We start from the raw sequence: 15,675 nt of genomic DNA on the forward strand, positions 1-15,675 counted from the left end.
GACAACCCTTTTGACAGGGTTGAACTTCGTTTTGACAACACGGTTACGGCGTTGACATCCTTACGCGTTTATGAGGTAAGCCGCTTACCGCGCGTCGCCTTAATCGAAGATTCTGCACTATTAACGGATACGCTAACAGCATGTGGCTCCGTGGATTTGCTGGGCGCCATAGCAAACTACCAACCGGATTATTACGAATACCGATTTTACACATCGCCGTCAGGTGGCACGGCGCTCGGCACCTCTGTGGTGACAACGGGCGGAACTTATTATATCGAAGCAGTCGATAAGGTTACGGGTTGTATCTCTCCCCGCGTACAGGTGGAAGCTATCGTCACTCCACCTCCCCCAAAACTGAACCTTACGGTTTCCGATATAGCAAATTAAACAAGCATACATAACTCAACAAGTGAATATCTAAACAACATGATTATGAAGGCGACAACGAACATGAAAAAAGCAGCACTGATGATGCTGTTATTGACAACAGGGGCTACGTTTACAGCCCTTGCACAAACATTTACGCCCCCTATAGGCGCGCCGGCGGATTTAGATGTGGGTGCAAAGCCGGCAGCAGGCAACACCGTGCCAGAAGGTGCCACGGTGTTATTTTACAATCCGGCTACCGGGGGGCCAACCTTTATCATCTCGCCCAGCCTTAAGGACGACAATGACATCGAATTCGAAACATTCCGATGGTCCCGCGTCCGCACGGATGGTTCCACTTACGGTGAAATCGATATTCCTGCTACAACCAATCATGGCAGGTACGTCATCGGTCCCGGCGGCAATGAAGAAGCCTTAGCTCCGGGCTACCATGTATTCCGCCTTTTGGGATTTGTGGGTGAAGGTACCAGCGAATGTTTGTCGGCAGAATGGCAGGATTACGTGGTCTATGTATTGCCCCCACTATCCGTTTCGGCAGGATTGGCCACTGGCTCAAGCACCATACGGGAATATTGCGAAGCAGAAGTACCACAAGATGCAGATGCCGTCATCCTGTCAAATGAACTGGCGTTCAAAACCGCGTCTGTTGGCGGCGAGACAGGCACGTACAAACCGGTAAATGATGACTTTCCGTCACCGGAAACGGCCGACTTTACGTATAACTACCAATGGTATTCCATCTTGCTGAACAGTGATGGAACACCAGGAACCCGCACGGCCATCACCGGTGCTACCAATGCAAACTATCAGGTAAACCTGGCACCCGGACAGGATGGCTATAATGGACATGGCACCTATATTTTTGAAGTTGAAGTGCAGTACGCCGCCAAGGACGCCGGAACGAGAGATTATGTAAGGTATGTCGGCCGTGCTCAAGGCACCGCCGGTGAGGATTTGGAAATCACGATAACTCCGCAACCTGGCAGACCGACGATCACCATCGAAAATCATGTCGACTAACAGCGATAAACGTTTAAACAGTTGTCTTGATGCATGCTAAGCATTCAAGACAACTGTTTATGATAATTCATGCCATTTGATGGTCAGGAAGTATATATCGGCTTTGTTGTTGTTGATGTCCGCGGCAACGCTCACGGCACAACAGGGCCAGTCTGTGCACCTGGTGCAGGGCAACTCCGTTATCCTGCGCGCTGATGCAACGAACGCCCGATCCTACCTGTGGTTCCGCGACGGGGAGCCGATAAACGGCTTTCACGACCAGCGGCTCACAGTCGCTGAAGCTGGCACGTATACGGTCATGGCACTGGGCAATGATTGCAACTCAGACATGTCAGATCCAGTAGAAGTGACCATGGATGCTGATGGCGGCGGGCCGGTGACCGTTGACATGCATATCCGCAATACCCCTGACCAACCTACGGTACTGGTTGGCAGTACATTCTCTTACCAACTCTTTGTGGTGAACAACGGCGCCCACATAGCTACCGGTGTCACGGTGAAGGCTGTGCTTCCGCAGCAGGTATTGTATGAAAGCATTATAGGCAGCTACGCAGGTCAAACCGCCTACAATGCTCCGGCGCGGGAGCTCACATGGCTGCCCGGCGACATCGCTCCGGGGCAGTCTCAGACGCTGACCATCGGTGTACGGGCCGAAAGCGAGGGAAATACATCGCAGCTCGCGATAGTAGCGAGCAGCGAAACGGATACCAATCCGGCCGACAATGAAGCGGTGGCAATGGTGGAAATTATCGCCCTAAGTATACCGAATACGTTTACGCCCAACGGGGATGGCTTGAATGACCAGTTCCGTATCCGCGGACTGGAACTGTTTCCGGAAAACCGCATCGTTATCTTCAACCGCTGGGGCAACGAGGTGTTTAAAGCCAGTCCGTATAAGGGCGACTGGGACGGTGGCGGCTTGGCTGAAGGTACATACTACTACGCTTTTGAGTGCCGCCTTCATACCGGCCGCTGGCAAACATTCAAGGGCTTTATCACTATCATACGGACGGCAAGCAATTAACCGCTTTCAGCAACGCGCATGCCGTAAGCATCCAAACCCTCATTGCCTGCCTGTATCCTTCTGGCTACAAAATCTCAGCTACGCGCCCTACCTGCCCATCTTCCAACCTCACTTTGATACCCCGTGAATGAAAGGGAGCGGAAGTAAGGATGTCTTTCACCACCCCTTCGGTACGCTTACCAGTACGCTGATCTTTCTTGAGGATGATGGCAACTTCCAAGCCCGGATAAATGTCTTTACGGTATTTTCCGTCCACAGCTTAAATAACGGCTTGTTTCAACCACGAATCATGCACCACAACCTTGGTCCAGAATTTGGAATACTTCTCAATGGCCTCCAAGTGAACGGGATGCGTCTCGTAGGTGTTGATATCGTCCATCGTGTCGAAATACACGAGCAGGTTATACGTAAAACTGTTGTCTACCACCTCCCTTGGGTGCGTTTGTGCCGCGCGGCCGTAATGCAGAGACTTGATTCCGGGGATGGCTTTCAACTCCTCAAAAAACCCTGCGAAATCAGCAATTTCCTGTTCTGACAATTCTTCCTTTAGCCAAAAAAGCACATAATGTGCAATCACTTCCTTATTTTCCATGGTTGTTGAAATTCCTTGGTTTTCATTTGTTTCACCGTCTTGCTGTGACTGATTCGATGCTGGTGGGTTACAAGCGGCAATGACTCCGCCGCCTACGCCGGCAAGGGCTACGGCTGCTCCTGCCTGTTTGATAAAATGACGTCTTTCCATAATGTGAGTGTATTATTTATTCACAATTTTCATAATGTCATTGCCAAAAACGAACACCATCAGCGCCAATAGGATAAAGAAACCGGCAATTTGAGCTTTTTCCAGAAACTTATCGCTTAGGGGCTTACCTTGGATCATCTCTATCAGCAAAAACAACACATGCCCTCCGTCCAGCGCAGGTATCGGCAACAAATTCATTAGCGCCAACGCCATGGAGAGCAGCCCCACCAACGTCCAGAATTTAATCCAGTTAACTTCTGAACCAAACATCGTGGCAATGGCTACGGGGCCGGAAATGGCTTTATCCGCCCGGAGTTCGCCTTTGGCTATTTTCCCCAGGCCTTTGGCGTTGTCTATCAGTGTGCCCCAGGCCTTGGCCGCGCCAACCGGCAATGACGCAAAAAGACCGTATCGGGCGGTGATATAGGGCAAATCCGTATCGGGCTTAATCGAAAATCCCAGCGTGCCGTCCTGCGGCACACCGGCCCGGATGGCTGTCGAATCCCCTCCTCGCAGTACCAACAATGACACCGTCTTCCCTGCATTTTGGTTAATCGCTTCGCGCACCTGATCCCAGAACGGCGCGGGCTGGCCATTAACGGCGATAATGCTGTCGCCTTTACGGATGCCCGCCGTTTCTGCCGCGCTTCCGGCAAGCACCGTGTCTACAGACATCGTGCGGGAACGGACGCCCACGAACTCATTTCTGTCGTAGTCCGCTACATCATTTAAGATGTCACCCGGTACGGCTACGTTAATTTCCTTTCCGTCGCGCTCAACCGTAAGGACGGTGTTTCCCATTAAGACTTTTGAACTGATGAGTTCATCAAACCGGAGCACCGGCTGTCCGTCGATTTCCGTAATGCGGTCGCCGACCTGTAACCCTATCTTCTTACCGATAATACCGGGGACGATGCCGTTTTCCAATTTCGTATTGTCTATATACGTCTCGCCGTATTTGAAGGTAAGCATCCAGAAGATGAACATCCCCAGTATGATGTTGACGATTATACCGCCCAGCATAACGATGAGGCGCTGCCATGCCGGTTTAGAGCGGAATTCCCAGGGCTGCGGGTCGGCTTTAAGCTGCTCCGTATCCATGGACTCGTCTATCATGCCGGCTATTTTCACGTAACCGCCCAAGGGCAGCCATCCGATGCCGTACTCGCATCCTTTATAATTGAATTTAAATAGTTTTACGCCCCAGGCGTCAAAAAACAAGTAAAACTTTTCAACCTTAATCCCGAATGCGCGGGCCGCCAGAAAATGGCCCAGCTCATGCAACACTATCAATATCGACAGGCCCAATAGCACCTGCCCAATCATTACCAATACACCCATTTAATTTATTTTACGATATGATATAAGTTTTTGCTTTTTGTTACTAATGCCGTTGCTATTTCACGGCTTTTACTGTCCGTTGCCATATAGTCGTCCAATGAAGGCAAGGGCAGATGGTCCACTGCCTGCATGGTTTCCTCGATGATGTCGCTCATTTGCAGAAAACCGACCTTGCCTTTCAGAAATTCGGCTACCACCACTTCGTTCGCTGCATTGAGTATGCATGGCACGTTACCTCCCCTTTCCATGGCGTGGTATGCCAATGCCAGATTACGGAAAGTCTGCCTGTCAGGCTGTTCAAAGGTAAATTCCGGATACGCTATGAAACTGAACCGTTTAAAACTGTTTTTCACCCGTTCCGGATACATCAGCGCATATTGGATGGGTAACCTCATGTCAGGTAATCCGAGCTGCGCTTTGATGCTGCCATCGGCGAACTGCACCAATGAATGTACAATGGATTGGGGGTGCACCACGACGTCAATCTGCCGGATATCCAAGCCGAACAACCATTTCGCCTCGATGACCTCCAACCCCTTATTCATTAACGTTGCGGAATCGATCGTGATTTTAGCGCCCATCACCCAGTTAGGGTGCCGAAGGGCCTGTTCATGGCTTACGGTAGCCAGGTATTCGCGGCTTTTCCCACGGAAAGGCCCGCCAGACGCGGTGAGGTATATTTTCTCAACGGAGTTGCTGTCTTCGCCCACTAAGCATTGAAAGATAGCTGAATGCTCCGAATCCACAGGCAGCAGGTTGACGCCGTGCTTTTCAACCAGCGCCATCACTAACTGGCCGGCCACCACCAAGGTTTCTTTGTTTGCCAATGCAATATCTTTCCCTGCCCGGATCGCCGCAACCGTGGGTCGCAACCCCGCCGACCCGACCAGTGCGGTAAGCACCAAGTCTATCCCATCCCCCTGCACCACTTCTTCAAGCGCCGCATTTCCGGCAAGAACTGCTGTCGATGTCCCTGCAAGCGCCTTCTTAACCTCAGCATACTTCCGTTCATCCGCTATGACAACCGCCCGCGGGCGGAACTCCAACGCCTGTTGAATAAGCAATTCAGCGTTGGCAGCCGCAGTGAGCACCTGTATAACAAATCTATCGGGGTTGGCCCGCACCACTTCGAGCGCCTGTGTGCCGATGCTGCCCGTGGCACCTAATATGGCCAATTGCTTTTTCTTCACCACTAAATAATATTCTTCATCACCTCTGGGTCGTCCCCCCCATGATAATCGTCCATCATGTTGCGGTAAGCCACCGCGATGACCACGCTGGAAAGCGGCGCAACCAAAAATGAATTGAGCAAGCTTAATGCCGTAGACACCATTGGATATCCAGTATAATTGAAATACAAATATAAAAGGTGCAAAATGGCAAAAAACGCCAAGATGAGCAACAATTTAGTAACATTTCCCCGCGTAAGCGCAAAACTAAGCCGAAGCGCACGGAATGGTTCGGCCTGCCGTTCGATAATAAAAAAAGGGTAGAACGCCACACGGAGCAAAAAAAGAAAAATCACAGCGGCAGAGACGAGCCGGGCGATATTAACCATCAGTGACACCTCGATGTTTGCGTACACCAGCGGAAAAGCAACCACGGAGATCACCAGATAAAACAGTAAAGCCAACAATGCGATACTGACCATTCCAGTGAAAAAATACAGTAATTCCTTCGTGCTGGGAATGGCGTCCCACAATTTAACGGCTTCCCGTTTGTCAATAAGCGTAAAGATATATTTGAACAGCGTAAGCTGTGCCCCGAAGTACAGGATAACGAAGAGGAATGCCATGAACACACTCAAGAATGGATTCACCTCGCTGAAATAAAAAGCAAGAATGCCGGACGTATTGGATGTTATGAACAGCAGGAAACATAGACCGGCGATAGCAAAGTAATGCTTCTTCAGCAAACCCCATGATCGGCCAATCACTTCATTTACGGCAAATGTACTCTCCTTTAAAAATTCTATCATCAAATAGCAGAAAAACTTAGTGCAAAGGTGGGATAAAGTTTTGCTATTTTAAAACCTCAAACCGAATATTCCGATTTCCAGTAGCGGGGTTCGCCGGTATAAAGGCTTTGGTTGGCCAGCGATGCACAGATCGCACCTTTAGCTCCGGTATGGACGTTGGATAGCGGCAGCTTACCGGTAAGAATAGACTGGTGAAAGTCTTCCAACGCATATATGGTGCCGTCCTTCGTGCGTTCAGGAAGTATCGGAAATCCATCCGCTTTCTCCCCCGTTACAGCGGTTGCCCCGGTTACGCCATCCACAATCCCCCGGGAGACGGCTACGCCCGACTCGGGGTAGTACCTTCCCGTATCAAAAAGTAATGAGATGGTGCCCTTGGTACCTTTAATCCGGAAAGAAAACCCATCGCGCGCATTGCCAAGCGTTGTACCGAAATTACCAATCATACCCTGCTTGTTGTACCGCAGAATCAGTTGCACGTTATCGTAAGTTTCCCGGCCATCGCGGTAAACGTCCACTCCACCGAATCCCATTATCTCGTCAGGATGGGTGTCAAACACCCAATGGATGAAATCCATTTGATGGGAAAGCAGTTCAGCCACCAATCCTCCGGAATATTCCTTGTACAAGCGCCAGTTGATGAGCCGTTCCATAGCCGGGTCCGGCACACTGCGGCGCCAGTCATTGTTCCGGTCCCAACGGCAGTCCACCTGTGTCACGTCGCCCAAATCTCCCCGTTGGATCAGCTCTTTAACCCGGAGGTAGAGCGGCGAATAACGGTATTGATATCCTACCTGTAATACCTGTGATGGACGGCTGCCGACCAGCTTTACAAGTTCAAGCGCTTCCGGTATCGTAAAGGTCATCGTCTTTTCCAGGTATACATGCTTTCCGGCCAACAACGCATCCCTGGCAATCGCGAAGTGCTGATGGAGCGGCACGGCAATGACCACGGCGTCCACAGCCGGGTTATCCAGCAGATGCCTGTAATCGCGATATACCGTTGCGGAAGGAGCTATTTTTTTCGCCTCCTCCAAACGGAAGTCCATCATATCGCAGCATGCGACCGTTCTGAGCCGCTGTGAAACATTGTTTTTTATCGTATGCATGATTCCTTTTCCCCTGTCGCCGCATCCGATGACACCTATTTTGATGAGTTCATCTGCAACTGCATGAACAGTGGAATTGCTAAATCCGTAACGGCTGGCCGCTACACCGGCCCCCAAAAGCCCGATATGCTGTAAAAAATGCTTTCTGTTCATTGGAAAACGTAAAGGATTGACACAAAGATAACGAAAACATGCATCTTATGCAATCTTTCTGGAAAGCCGTCGCCGATACGATGGGTAGATTATACCATTGTTTTATCGGCAGCGACATGATATCTCGGATAGCCATGCAACCCTAATCTTATAGCATGCCAACAGCTCCTTAACTACCCCCTTTCTTCTGACCAAATTCCCCCGTCTCCCACGGTCCGCTTTGGGCTGGTCCACGGCGTGTCCACAAAATTCCAAAGAAAAAGCAAAGCAGGGGCAAAGCAGTCCCAAAGATACGGCGGGAAATAGTGGGGAGAAAGTCAGTAAAAAGTCGGGAGAAAGCTACCAAGGTTTCAGGTTCCGACGACGTCCCTGCCCAGCCAGCCGCATTCATCGATGCATGTTTACCAAGGTACAAAAAACGTTTTCCTGTACCACTCCGCGATTGTACCGGCATTGAACCATATCCCCTTCACCCGACAAGCCAGATCATCAGCTCCAGAAGGCCCCGGTTCTTGTCGTTGATAAGGAAGTCTCTGAACACGATCCGCCCATCTTTATCAATAAGGTAATTCGTGGGCGCCGCTTCAGCGACCAAATTCCCCCGTTCATCTGGGGAATCTTTCATCGGAATGAAAGAGGTACTCCCTTTTTTGATGAATGGCATGACATAGTCATCTTGGTCATGTACGATATTCACACCGATATATGCGATTTCATGCTGCCCCTTCATTTTTTGCAAAACAGCTTCAAAGTGGGGGAACTCGGCATGGCAAGGCCCGCAGGGCTACGATAAAATAAAGCCTTTCCCAGCGTGTATGGAATTGTGGGGGATGCCGGAAATTTCTCCCGCAGTTTTTCGTACTGCGAAATCAGCGTATCCATGTTGCTTTTAGCCTGTTCGATGAATTCTTGATGTAGCTCCAGGCTATCCGGATATTGCTCAAGTTTTTTAAGCAATTCGGGGTTCTGGGCAAAAAGAAGTCCGGATTTAAAAATTAGCTGGGCCAACAATGCAAAACCGACCGATAGTTTAATTGTGATACGCATTATCATCTGTTTATGGCAAATTTATTAATAATATTGCCAATCATTGTCGCCTACCACTCAATGATATTGTCGTCCGATAAAAGCAAATCCTTTGCCGAGGTCCGAGCAAGAATTTTCTTGTCGATAGCGGAAGAGCCAAATGAACACGCCTGAAAATGCGGGCGCTACCTCGGGCAAGGTGCCGCCGTTGACATTTACATCGGTCATAAGTTCGTTGAGCTCCCTGAAACCGTTGCCGTTCCTGCCTATGCCGATATACAGCAAACGGTCGCCATTCCGGTATTCCATGCCCGGCAGGATGTGCAAGATGACATACGGTTCCACCATTCCCGCAGACCCTCCCATTGTATGCGGCACATTTCGTTATTCCTTTCTGTAAAGGGGCACAATTCTTCCATGCGCTTCCGTTTGGGGCGCTTCGCTATTGAATGTCACCTCAACTAAAAGGGACTGTGGGCACGGTCTGTAAGCGACTTCCCCCGTAAAAGCGATAGTGTCAAGTGGTTGGTCAGCTATCTGCATGAAAAGGGTGTCGGGGCAGGATAGACGTAGCTGAAAAAATGGATATTCCCCCGGTTTTCCGCTATGCCCTGGTGGGCTGGTTCAAGTGCGCTGCCCGCCCCTTTCCTGAACAATTTGAGTTCGGTGGTATCATAAACCGGGCTATCGGAGAAAAATAGGTCAGCCCCTGATTCCTTACCAAGCACGACAAACCGCAGGGTATCGGGATTGAGATGCGCTAAACAGTCGACATCGACGACATCGGAATCGTTTTTGGAACAGGAAGCCATTAGCATGCCGATGGCGGCGATTGAGCAAAAAGCCTTGGAGAACGTTTTTGTTTTGAAACTATTCATGATGCAAGTAAATTCTTATGAGCGTTTGACCAATCGGTGTGTATTGTAAACGTATGAATGACAGAAAACGCTACACCGCTACTCGCTGCATCGGAGCCTGATACCGTGCCAAAAATTACAGGGAGTAATTCGCGTCATGAAAACTATATTTCGCCTTTTCTTTTTATCGGTCGTGTTGTACGGTTGTCAGCCAACGGGAAATGCATCGGCACTCCAAAGCCGGGATTCCACCGCTACGAAAAAACAGCCTATGGATTCCGTTCTGATGGCACTTTCCAGTACGCCGGATAGTTTAAGGACACCCGAACAAAAGGAAACGATAAAGAAGATTCAATTGATGGTTGCTAAGTACGTGGAACTCAAAGACGGCGTGTTTTCCTTTACTTTACCGAAAGAGGAATTTGTGGAAAAAACCGGCCTTGGTATCGAATATTATGATGTCATAACATTGCTGTCCACTTAAAAGATATTGAGGGACAGCAATGATTGATTTTAATAGACTTGATCGTTTCACGCAAATATAAGTTGGAAATCTTAAATTTGTCCTATGACCAATCCACAACAACCGAAAGTGGGCTTGTACATTGACCCTCTTACAGATTTTGGTTTCAAAAAGCTCTTCGGAACCGAACCCAACAAGGACTTGCTCATTGCCTTGCTCAATAGTATTTTCCGCGGGCGCAAGAACATCGTTGTTTGACCTACAACAAAAACGAGCATCACGGCGAAACTAAGGACGAGGGGGCGGCCATCTTCGACCTCACCTGTACCGGGGATGATGGCGAGTGCTTCATTATAGAGGTGCAACGCGGCAAGCAGGGCAATTTCAAGCAGCGCGCCGTATTCTACACCAGTCGTCTTATCACCGAACAGGCACCCAAGGGCCGCCGCTCCGAGTGGGCCTATGACGTAAAAGAGGTATACCTCATAGCCTTGTTGGAAGACTTCACGCTGGATGCTGTGAGTGACGACCGCTATTTGCACGATATTTGTTTGAGCGAGAGGGAGACAGGAAAAGTTTTCTACGATGGATTGGGGTATATATCCATCGAATTGGTTAATTTTGTGAAAACGGAGGATGAAGCGGAGACAGACCTCGAAAGGTGGCTCTATGTATTGAAAAACATGAGCAGCATGGATAAGGTGTCGATCTACACCCGCAAGCCGATTTTCGAGAAACTGTTTAACGTGGCGGAGTACGCCAATTTAACAAGGGAGGAAAAGGCCATGTATGATGCAAGTCTGAAACGCAAATGGGACAACAAAGCCGTGTTGGATTACGCGGTCAGCGAAGCCGTAAAGGAGGCTACTACTAAAACCCGCGAAGAAGAACGCGCTAAGGCAGAGGCAGAGAAACTGAAATCAGCCTTAAAGATGAAACAAAGTGGTTTTGATGTCTACATGATTGCAGACATACTTGAGTTGCCCGCGGAGAAAGTGGAAAAACTTTAGCGCCGCTTAATATGCCAGCCTTATGATTGATACCAGTCTAAAACAAAAGTGGGACAAAAAGGCTATCTTGGATTACGCGGTCAGCGAAGCCCCTAAGCCATATAGTGAATATGGAGGCAACTAAGTGGAGGATACCGGATTCGAACCGGTGACCTCTTGCATGCCATGCAAGCGCTCTAGCCAGCTGAGCTAAACCCCCATTTTTCGGACTGCAAACTTAGGCAATGTTACTTTTATATGCAAAAAAAATTGAACTGAATTATAAAAGAATTCGCGCCTCATCAGTCTTTCGGTGATATCGGGTCAGCACCCTTGGTAACTGCCTGCTTGTAAACGCTGCCCTGCCGCATGGTGGAATCCTGACGTTCGACATCGGGTACTGCTATGGGTGATAAAATAACAACAGGTGTATCCATGCCGGACGCTCCGGGGGTTATCGGGCGAGCCACTGTGTCTGAGGCAGTGGCCGGTTGCTTGCGTGCGTTGCCGCCATCGGTCCACCACAGCTTGCCCGCCGCAGCCAAGGCGAGCAACGCCAGAGCGCCGAACACCAGCCACTTGGTGTTGGCAGTTTTGTCTTCGGGCATCTGCCTTTCTTCCGCCGCGGAATCACCGCTGGCCGCACCTGCCGCCTGCTCTTCTAAAAGCATAAGGGACTGGAACATCTCATTGGCCATGAGATAGTTTACCGCCACTTGCAGACAACTATCCGCACGGGCAATTTCCTGCCGAAAAGGCTCCCTGGACGCTTCCAACCCCGTGCGCGCGATGGTTTCTTCCAACTCACGCTTGTATAACGTATACCGTTGTTCCGCCTGCAACGGTGTGTCGTGCGGGTAGAGCGCAAAAAAAGCCAGCGCTTCTTCCGGTGACGGCTGCCCGTCGCCGAGGGTATCGCCTCCTTCCGCGATATAACCTTTGCTCAGGGACAGCAGTGCTCCCATATCGCTGATGACCGAACTATCCGTGAGCACCTTATAGGCGGTTTCCAGTTCATACAGATGCTGTTCATGCACCGCTTTCATACCCTCGGCAAGGGAGCGGCCATACGCCTCGTCACTCAATGAATAACGCGCTGCAAAGCGGATGCGGATGGTTTCCAAATCAGCGCCTTCCGGCAGCGAAAGGTTTTTGTAAGCTTGTTCTTTGGTCATTTCCATAGCTCTGTTTCATGTAATCAGCTACTCGGTCAGGTTCAGCCGGATGGGAAGCGTATAAGCCACGCGCACGGGGCGGCCGTTCTGTTGCCCCGGAGTCCATTTCGGGGATTTCCGAAGCGTTTCGATAAGTGCTTCCCCCGTGCCAAATCCGATATGCCTGACAACCTTGAAGTCGGTCAAGCTACCGTCTCTGTCGACGACGAATGACACTTCTACGCGCCCGTTGACCCCCGCTTCTATTGCGGCGGCCGGATAAGCATAGTTTTCACCTACCCATCTCGTGAAGGCGGCTATCCCGCCCGGCGGTACCGCCTCCACCTCTACGGTTTCGTATATCTTTTCATCGGTCGCGTTACTTTCCCGCCTCTGAGCGTCGGATGTTCCGGCTTGCGCGGTGGGCGCCGTCTCCCGCTTGCTTTTTGCTGCAATCGCCCGTTCAGGCGTTTTATCTTCAATTGCTTCGGTGGCAACGCTATCCTTTTGAAGCGTTGCCACAGACCTGCTGTTAGTCGCCGGAGCCCGGGCAGTGGAGTCCGATGCCGCGCTATCTATCGGCGCTACGGCCAACGTATCGGCATCTACCGGTTTTACGCGTCCGTTACCACTCCACCACCAATAACCACCGCCCAGTGCGACAACCACCAGCAAGCCGAATAACCATACGGGTACGCCGGTTTTCCGTTGCCGAGACGTTTCCTCCAACATTGCCGGCTGGGTGGTGCCCGGTACTTCCTGATTTGGTATCCCCTCTGGTTCCGCTTCGGCGTGGCGGGTCGCCAGCCAAGGCCGGATGACCGCTTCAGCCGCTTCGGCTTTGGTAATTTCCTGCTGATATGCCGCCTTCGCGGCAGGCAGATTCACCGTCATATATTGCTGGTGCAGTTCGGCAAGATGCTGTCTTACCATACGCGCGATGACGGCGGCTGGCTGGTGAACAGAAAGTCCGAATACGGCCAAAGCGCGATCGATGTTCTGAGGGGCCGTTTCATCGTCGCCGATGAGGTGCTTTTCCCCGGAACCCTCTTCGAAAGTCCCGCTCTGCGCCGTACGGGGCAGATCCCCCGTGTCGTCCATACGATCGCTCTCATTGAGTAACGCATAAGCTTCCTTTACCGCTTCGAGGTGTTGCTCATACGTCTGCCGCATGCGCGCCGTGGGCGCATTATCGATACGCATCCGGTAGTCGTTGTATAGCTCTGCAAATTTGCGCCGCACTTCTTGCAGGTCGGCTCCCTGGGGTAACTCCAGTCGTTCGTATGCTTCTTGTTTTGTCATTTTTCTTAATTATCAATTGTGATTCATATGCAGCTCCTGCCGACTCGTTTCTATGGCCGGCTATAATTTGAATTTGCGGCGATGACTTCAATTCGGTTGTTCAAGCGGTGGCAATCGGGTTTTTCGACGTCTACATACAACCGCTCACTGCTGCCTTTTCCTATTACATCAACCGCCGTTGGACTGACCCCCATGTCCACCCAGAACCTGTGAATAGCCTGTGCGCGATCTGCTGAAGCCCGCAAAATGAAGGGCCAGACAACCCGACTGTTTACTGGGAAAGAACGATCCGGAAACCGTTGTGATCACGGCGGACATCCGGGAAGTCGCCGAGGCGATAGGCAACGCGGCAGTCGGGAGTATCGAAATTCCAGCTGCCACCGCGAAGCACGCGGAGAGAACCGGATGCAGCGCCCCTGGGATTTTCCTTAGGACTGTCGGCATAGTAATCTCCGCCATACCAGTCATTACACCATTCCCAAACGTTGCCGCTCATGTCATAAATACCCAGCTCGTTGGCCCGTTTACTGCCCACCGGATGCGTTTTACCGCCACTGTTCCCACTATACCATCCTACACCATCCATAGAACTTCCGCCGCTGTAGGTATAGCCATTGCTGCGGTTACCACCCCGCGCGGCATACTCCCATTCGGCCTCCGTGGGCATCCGGTACGGTTGGCCGGTCTGGCCGCTCAGCCACTCGCAGTAAGCTACGGCATCGTGCCAGCTTACGTTTACGGCGGGGTGGTCATCTATCCATCCCCAGCTTGGCGTTCTCGGCATACTGCGCCCCGTGGCGTTGCAAAATGCGCGGTATTGCCTCACCGTTACCTCGTGTTTGCCTACTCGATAACTGCTCAACGTAACACTGTGCACCGGCTGCTCGTCACTCTCGCCATCATCGCTGCCCATCCGGAACGTACCTCCGGCTACATAAACTGTCTCGGGAATGGGGATTGCAGGAGCGGCCGGTTCAGGCGCCGGCTTGGGTTTCGGTTCATCCTTTGGGGTCGTCATCGGCGGTGCAGCGGGCCCGGGCTTGGGTTCATCCTTGGGGGTCTCCGGCTCCCCAAGCTTGATGATCCAGTCACCGGTGCGTGCTTCCCTGGGCAAGTAGTAAAGCCGCTCCTGCCCGTCCTTGGGACGCACCGCATAATATCCGTCGGTCTCCGCTATGACGGCTATACTATCCCCGGCGCGCAGCGTTGCCGCGTAGGTTTCCCCGTTCAGCGCCGCGTCGGTGGCTACCTGCTTCTGTTCGTCGGCTGTCAACGCTCGTTTGCGCAGCACCAGCGTGCCTTTTCCCAATTGGGAGCTAATGTAGTGCGTGGGTTGCCAGGGTTGCCCCGCGGCCGGGCTGTCCAGCCCTTCCGTACCGCTGTCGCCGGAAAACTTCCAGACGAGCACCCCTGCCAGTAAAATCGCCGCTATACCCAACACGTACCACAGCACATTTCGGCGTTTTTGCGGTGGAATGGGCACATGGGCCTTTTCCGGTATCGGGTCTTTCGCATTCACCGGGCCGGGGGGCTGCTCGGCACCACCTCCTTTAGGCTTAGCGTCAGCGTTTGCTGCAGCGGTTTGTTGAACCAACCAGCCTGCGATGGTTTCCCAGGCGTGTTCCGCTTTAGCCAGTTCCTTTTCGTATGCCGCCTTGATAGCGGGAAGTGCCGCAGCCGCAAGTTGGGTTTTCAGATCGGTGATGTGCTGTTGGCAAGCGGCCGCAAGCTGCTGCTGTGGAAAATTCTTCCCAAGCCCAAACACAGCCAAGGCCTGGTCGATATGCTCGCTGTTTTTTCCATCATGGGTATTCCGTTGCTGCTCTTGCGCAGTTTCTTCAAAAGTACCTGTCTGCCCGGTACGGGGCAGGTCGCCCGTGTCGTCCATGCCACTGCTCTCGTTGAGCAACGCATAAGCTTCCTTTACCGCTTCGAGGTGTTGCTCATACGTCTGCCGCATGCGCGGCGTGGGCGCGTTGTCTATCCGCATCCGGTAGTCGTTGTATAGCTCAGCAAATCTGCGCCGCACTTCCTGCAGGTCGGCCCCGTCGGGTAACTCCAGTCGTTCGTATGCTTCTTTGTTGGTCATTTATCTTTAGTTATCAGATTTCGGCCACGGGTAATCGGGCC

17 protein-coding genes, 1 tRNA gene and 1 pseudogene are annotated in these 15,675 nt (G+C 51.6%); 5 read left to right on the plus strand and 14 right to left on the minus strand.

Annotation, left to right across the window (positions count from 1 at the left end; translation table 11 throughout):
* From BM030_RS19830 to BM030_RS07230, 3 genes are all read left to right on the plus strand, one after another.
* On the plus strand, positions 1-387 hold a 387-nt coding region (locus tag BM030_RS19830; protein WP_170845654.1), incomplete at its 5' end, for an immunoglobulin domain-containing protein.
* Between the two features lie 45 nt (positions 388-432).
* Complete coding sequence (locus BM030_RS07225) at positions 433-1,407, plus strand: hypothetical protein (RefSeq protein WP_139215835.1); 975 nt, start codon at positions 433-435, stop codon at positions 1,405-1,407.
* A 79-nt stretch (positions 1,408-1,486) separates the two neighbouring features.
* Complete coding sequence (locus BM030_RS07230; protein ID WP_090972733.1) at positions 1,487-2,431, plus strand: T9SS type B sorting domain-containing protein; 945 nt, start codon at positions 1,487-1,489, stop codon at positions 2,429-2,431.
* Between the two features lie 64 nt (positions 2,432-2,495).
* On the opposite strand, the gene BM030_RS07235 is transcribed toward BM030_RS07230, so the two are convergent.
* From BM030_RS07235 to BM030_RS07285, 10 genes are all read right to left on the minus strand, one after another.
* Complete coding sequence (locus BM030_RS07235) at positions 2,496-2,687, minus strand: YwbE family protein (protein ID WP_090972735.1); 192 nt, start codon at positions 2,685-2,687, stop codon at positions 2,496-2,498.
* Positions 2,688-2,690: 3 nt separating this feature from the next.
* A complete protein-coding gene (locus BM030_RS07240; protein WP_090972737.1) occupies positions 2,691-3,173 on the minus strand; it encodes a Dabb family protein in 483 nt (160 codons plus the stop codon).
* Between the two features lie 12 nt (positions 3,174-3,185).
* On the minus strand, positions 3,186-4,514 hold the full coding sequence (gene rseP / locus BM030_RS07245; RefSeq protein WP_090972739.1) for an RIP metalloprotease RseP: 1,329 nt from the start codon (positions 4,512-4,514) through the stop codon (positions 3,186-3,188).
* A gap of 5 nt (positions 4,515-4,519) precedes the next feature.
* The gene (locus BM030_RS07250; RefSeq protein ID WP_211657547.1) at positions 4,520-5,704 is read right to left on the minus strand and encodes a 1-deoxy-D-xylulose-5-phosphate reductoisomerase; all 1,185 of its coding nucleotides are present in this window, start codon (positions 5,702-5,704) and stop codon (positions 4,520-4,522) included.
* 2 nt (positions 5,705-5,706) lie between these two features.
* Positions 5,707-6,492 (minus strand): beta-carotene 15,15'-monooxygenase, encoded by a 786-nt coding sequence (locus BM030_RS07255; RefSeq protein ID WP_090972743.1) that lies wholly within the window; start codon positions 6,490-6,492, stop codon positions 5,707-5,709.
* Positions 6,493-6,548: 56 nt separating this feature from the next.
* Positions 6,549-7,754 carry a Gfo/Idh/MocA family protein gene (locus BM030_RS07260; RefSeq protein WP_090972746.1) on the minus strand — a complete coding sequence of 402 codons (1,206 nt, stop codon included), beginning with the start codon at positions 7,752-7,754 and terminating at the stop codon, positions 6,549-6,551.
* A gap of 469 nt (positions 7,755-8,223) precedes the next feature.
* Entirely contained in the window at positions 8,224-8,484 is a 261-nt protein-coding gene (locus BM030_RS07270; protein ID WP_090972750.1) for a thioredoxin domain-containing protein, read from the minus strand.
* Entirely contained in the window at positions 8,481-8,801 is a 321-nt protein-coding gene (locus tag BM030_RS07275; RefSeq protein ID WP_090972753.1) for a hypothetical protein, read from the minus strand. The genes BM030_RS07270 and BM030_RS07275 overlap by 4 nt, the downstream gene beginning before the upstream one ends.
* A gap of 57 nt (positions 8,802-8,858) precedes the next feature.
* The gene (locus BM030_RS07280) at positions 8,859-9,146 is read right to left on the minus strand and encodes a hypothetical protein (protein ID WP_090972756.1); all 288 of its coding nucleotides are present in this window, start codon (positions 9,144-9,146) and stop codon (positions 8,859-8,861) included.
* Between the two features lie 167 nt (positions 9,147-9,313).
* Positions 9,314-9,658 (minus strand): hypothetical protein, encoded by a 345-nt coding sequence (locus BM030_RS07285; protein WP_090972758.1) that lies wholly within the window; start codon positions 9,656-9,658, stop codon positions 9,314-9,316.
* A 250-nt stretch (positions 9,659-9,908) separates the two neighbouring features.
* On the opposite strand from BM030_RS07285, the gene BM030_RS07290 reads away from it, so the two are divergent.
* Together BM030_RS07290 and BM030_RS07295 are read left to right on the plus strand one after the other, a co-directional pair.
* On the plus strand, positions 9,909-10,121 hold the full coding sequence (locus BM030_RS07290; protein WP_139215836.1) for a hypothetical protein: 213 nt from the start codon (positions 9,909-9,911) through the stop codon (positions 10,119-10,121).
* Between the two features lie 84 nt (positions 10,122-10,205).
* Positions 10,206-11,110, plus strand: a pseudogene (locus BM030_RS07295) (Rpn family recombination-promoting nuclease/putative transposase).
* Between the two features lie 125 nt (positions 11,111-11,235).
* On the opposite strand, the gene BM030_RS07300 reads toward BM030_RS07295, so the two are convergent.
* From BM030_RS07300 to BM030_RS07315, 4 genes are all read right to left on the minus strand, one after another.
* Positions 11,236-11,309: transfer RNA gene (locus BM030_RS07300), tRNA-Ala, on the minus strand.
* A gap of 82 nt (positions 11,310-11,391) precedes the next feature.
* Positions 11,392-12,270 (minus strand): hypothetical protein, encoded by an 879-nt coding sequence (locus BM030_RS07305; protein ID WP_090972762.1) that lies wholly within the window; start codon positions 12,268-12,270, stop codon positions 11,392-11,394.
* A gap of 21 nt (positions 12,271-12,291) precedes the next feature.
* Complete coding sequence (locus BM030_RS20175; protein WP_244518756.1) at positions 12,292-13,545, minus strand: energy transducer TonB; 1,254 nt, start codon at positions 13,543-13,545, stop codon at positions 12,292-12,294.
* A gap of 271 nt (positions 13,546-13,816) precedes the next feature.
* The gene (locus BM030_RS07315; protein ID WP_090972763.1) at positions 13,817-15,634 is read right to left on the minus strand and encodes a formylglycine-generating enzyme family protein; all 1,818 of its coding nucleotides are present in this window, start codon (positions 15,632-15,634) and stop codon (positions 13,817-13,819) included.
* Between the last annotated feature and the right edge of the window lie 41 nt (positions 15,635-15,675).

Origin of the sequence: Parapedobacter composti (genome assembly GCF_900112315.1) — a bacterium.
In the GTDB taxonomy this organism is placed as follows: Bacteria; Bacteroidota; Bacteroidia; order Sphingobacteriales; family Sphingobacteriaceae; genus Parapedobacter; species Parapedobacter composti.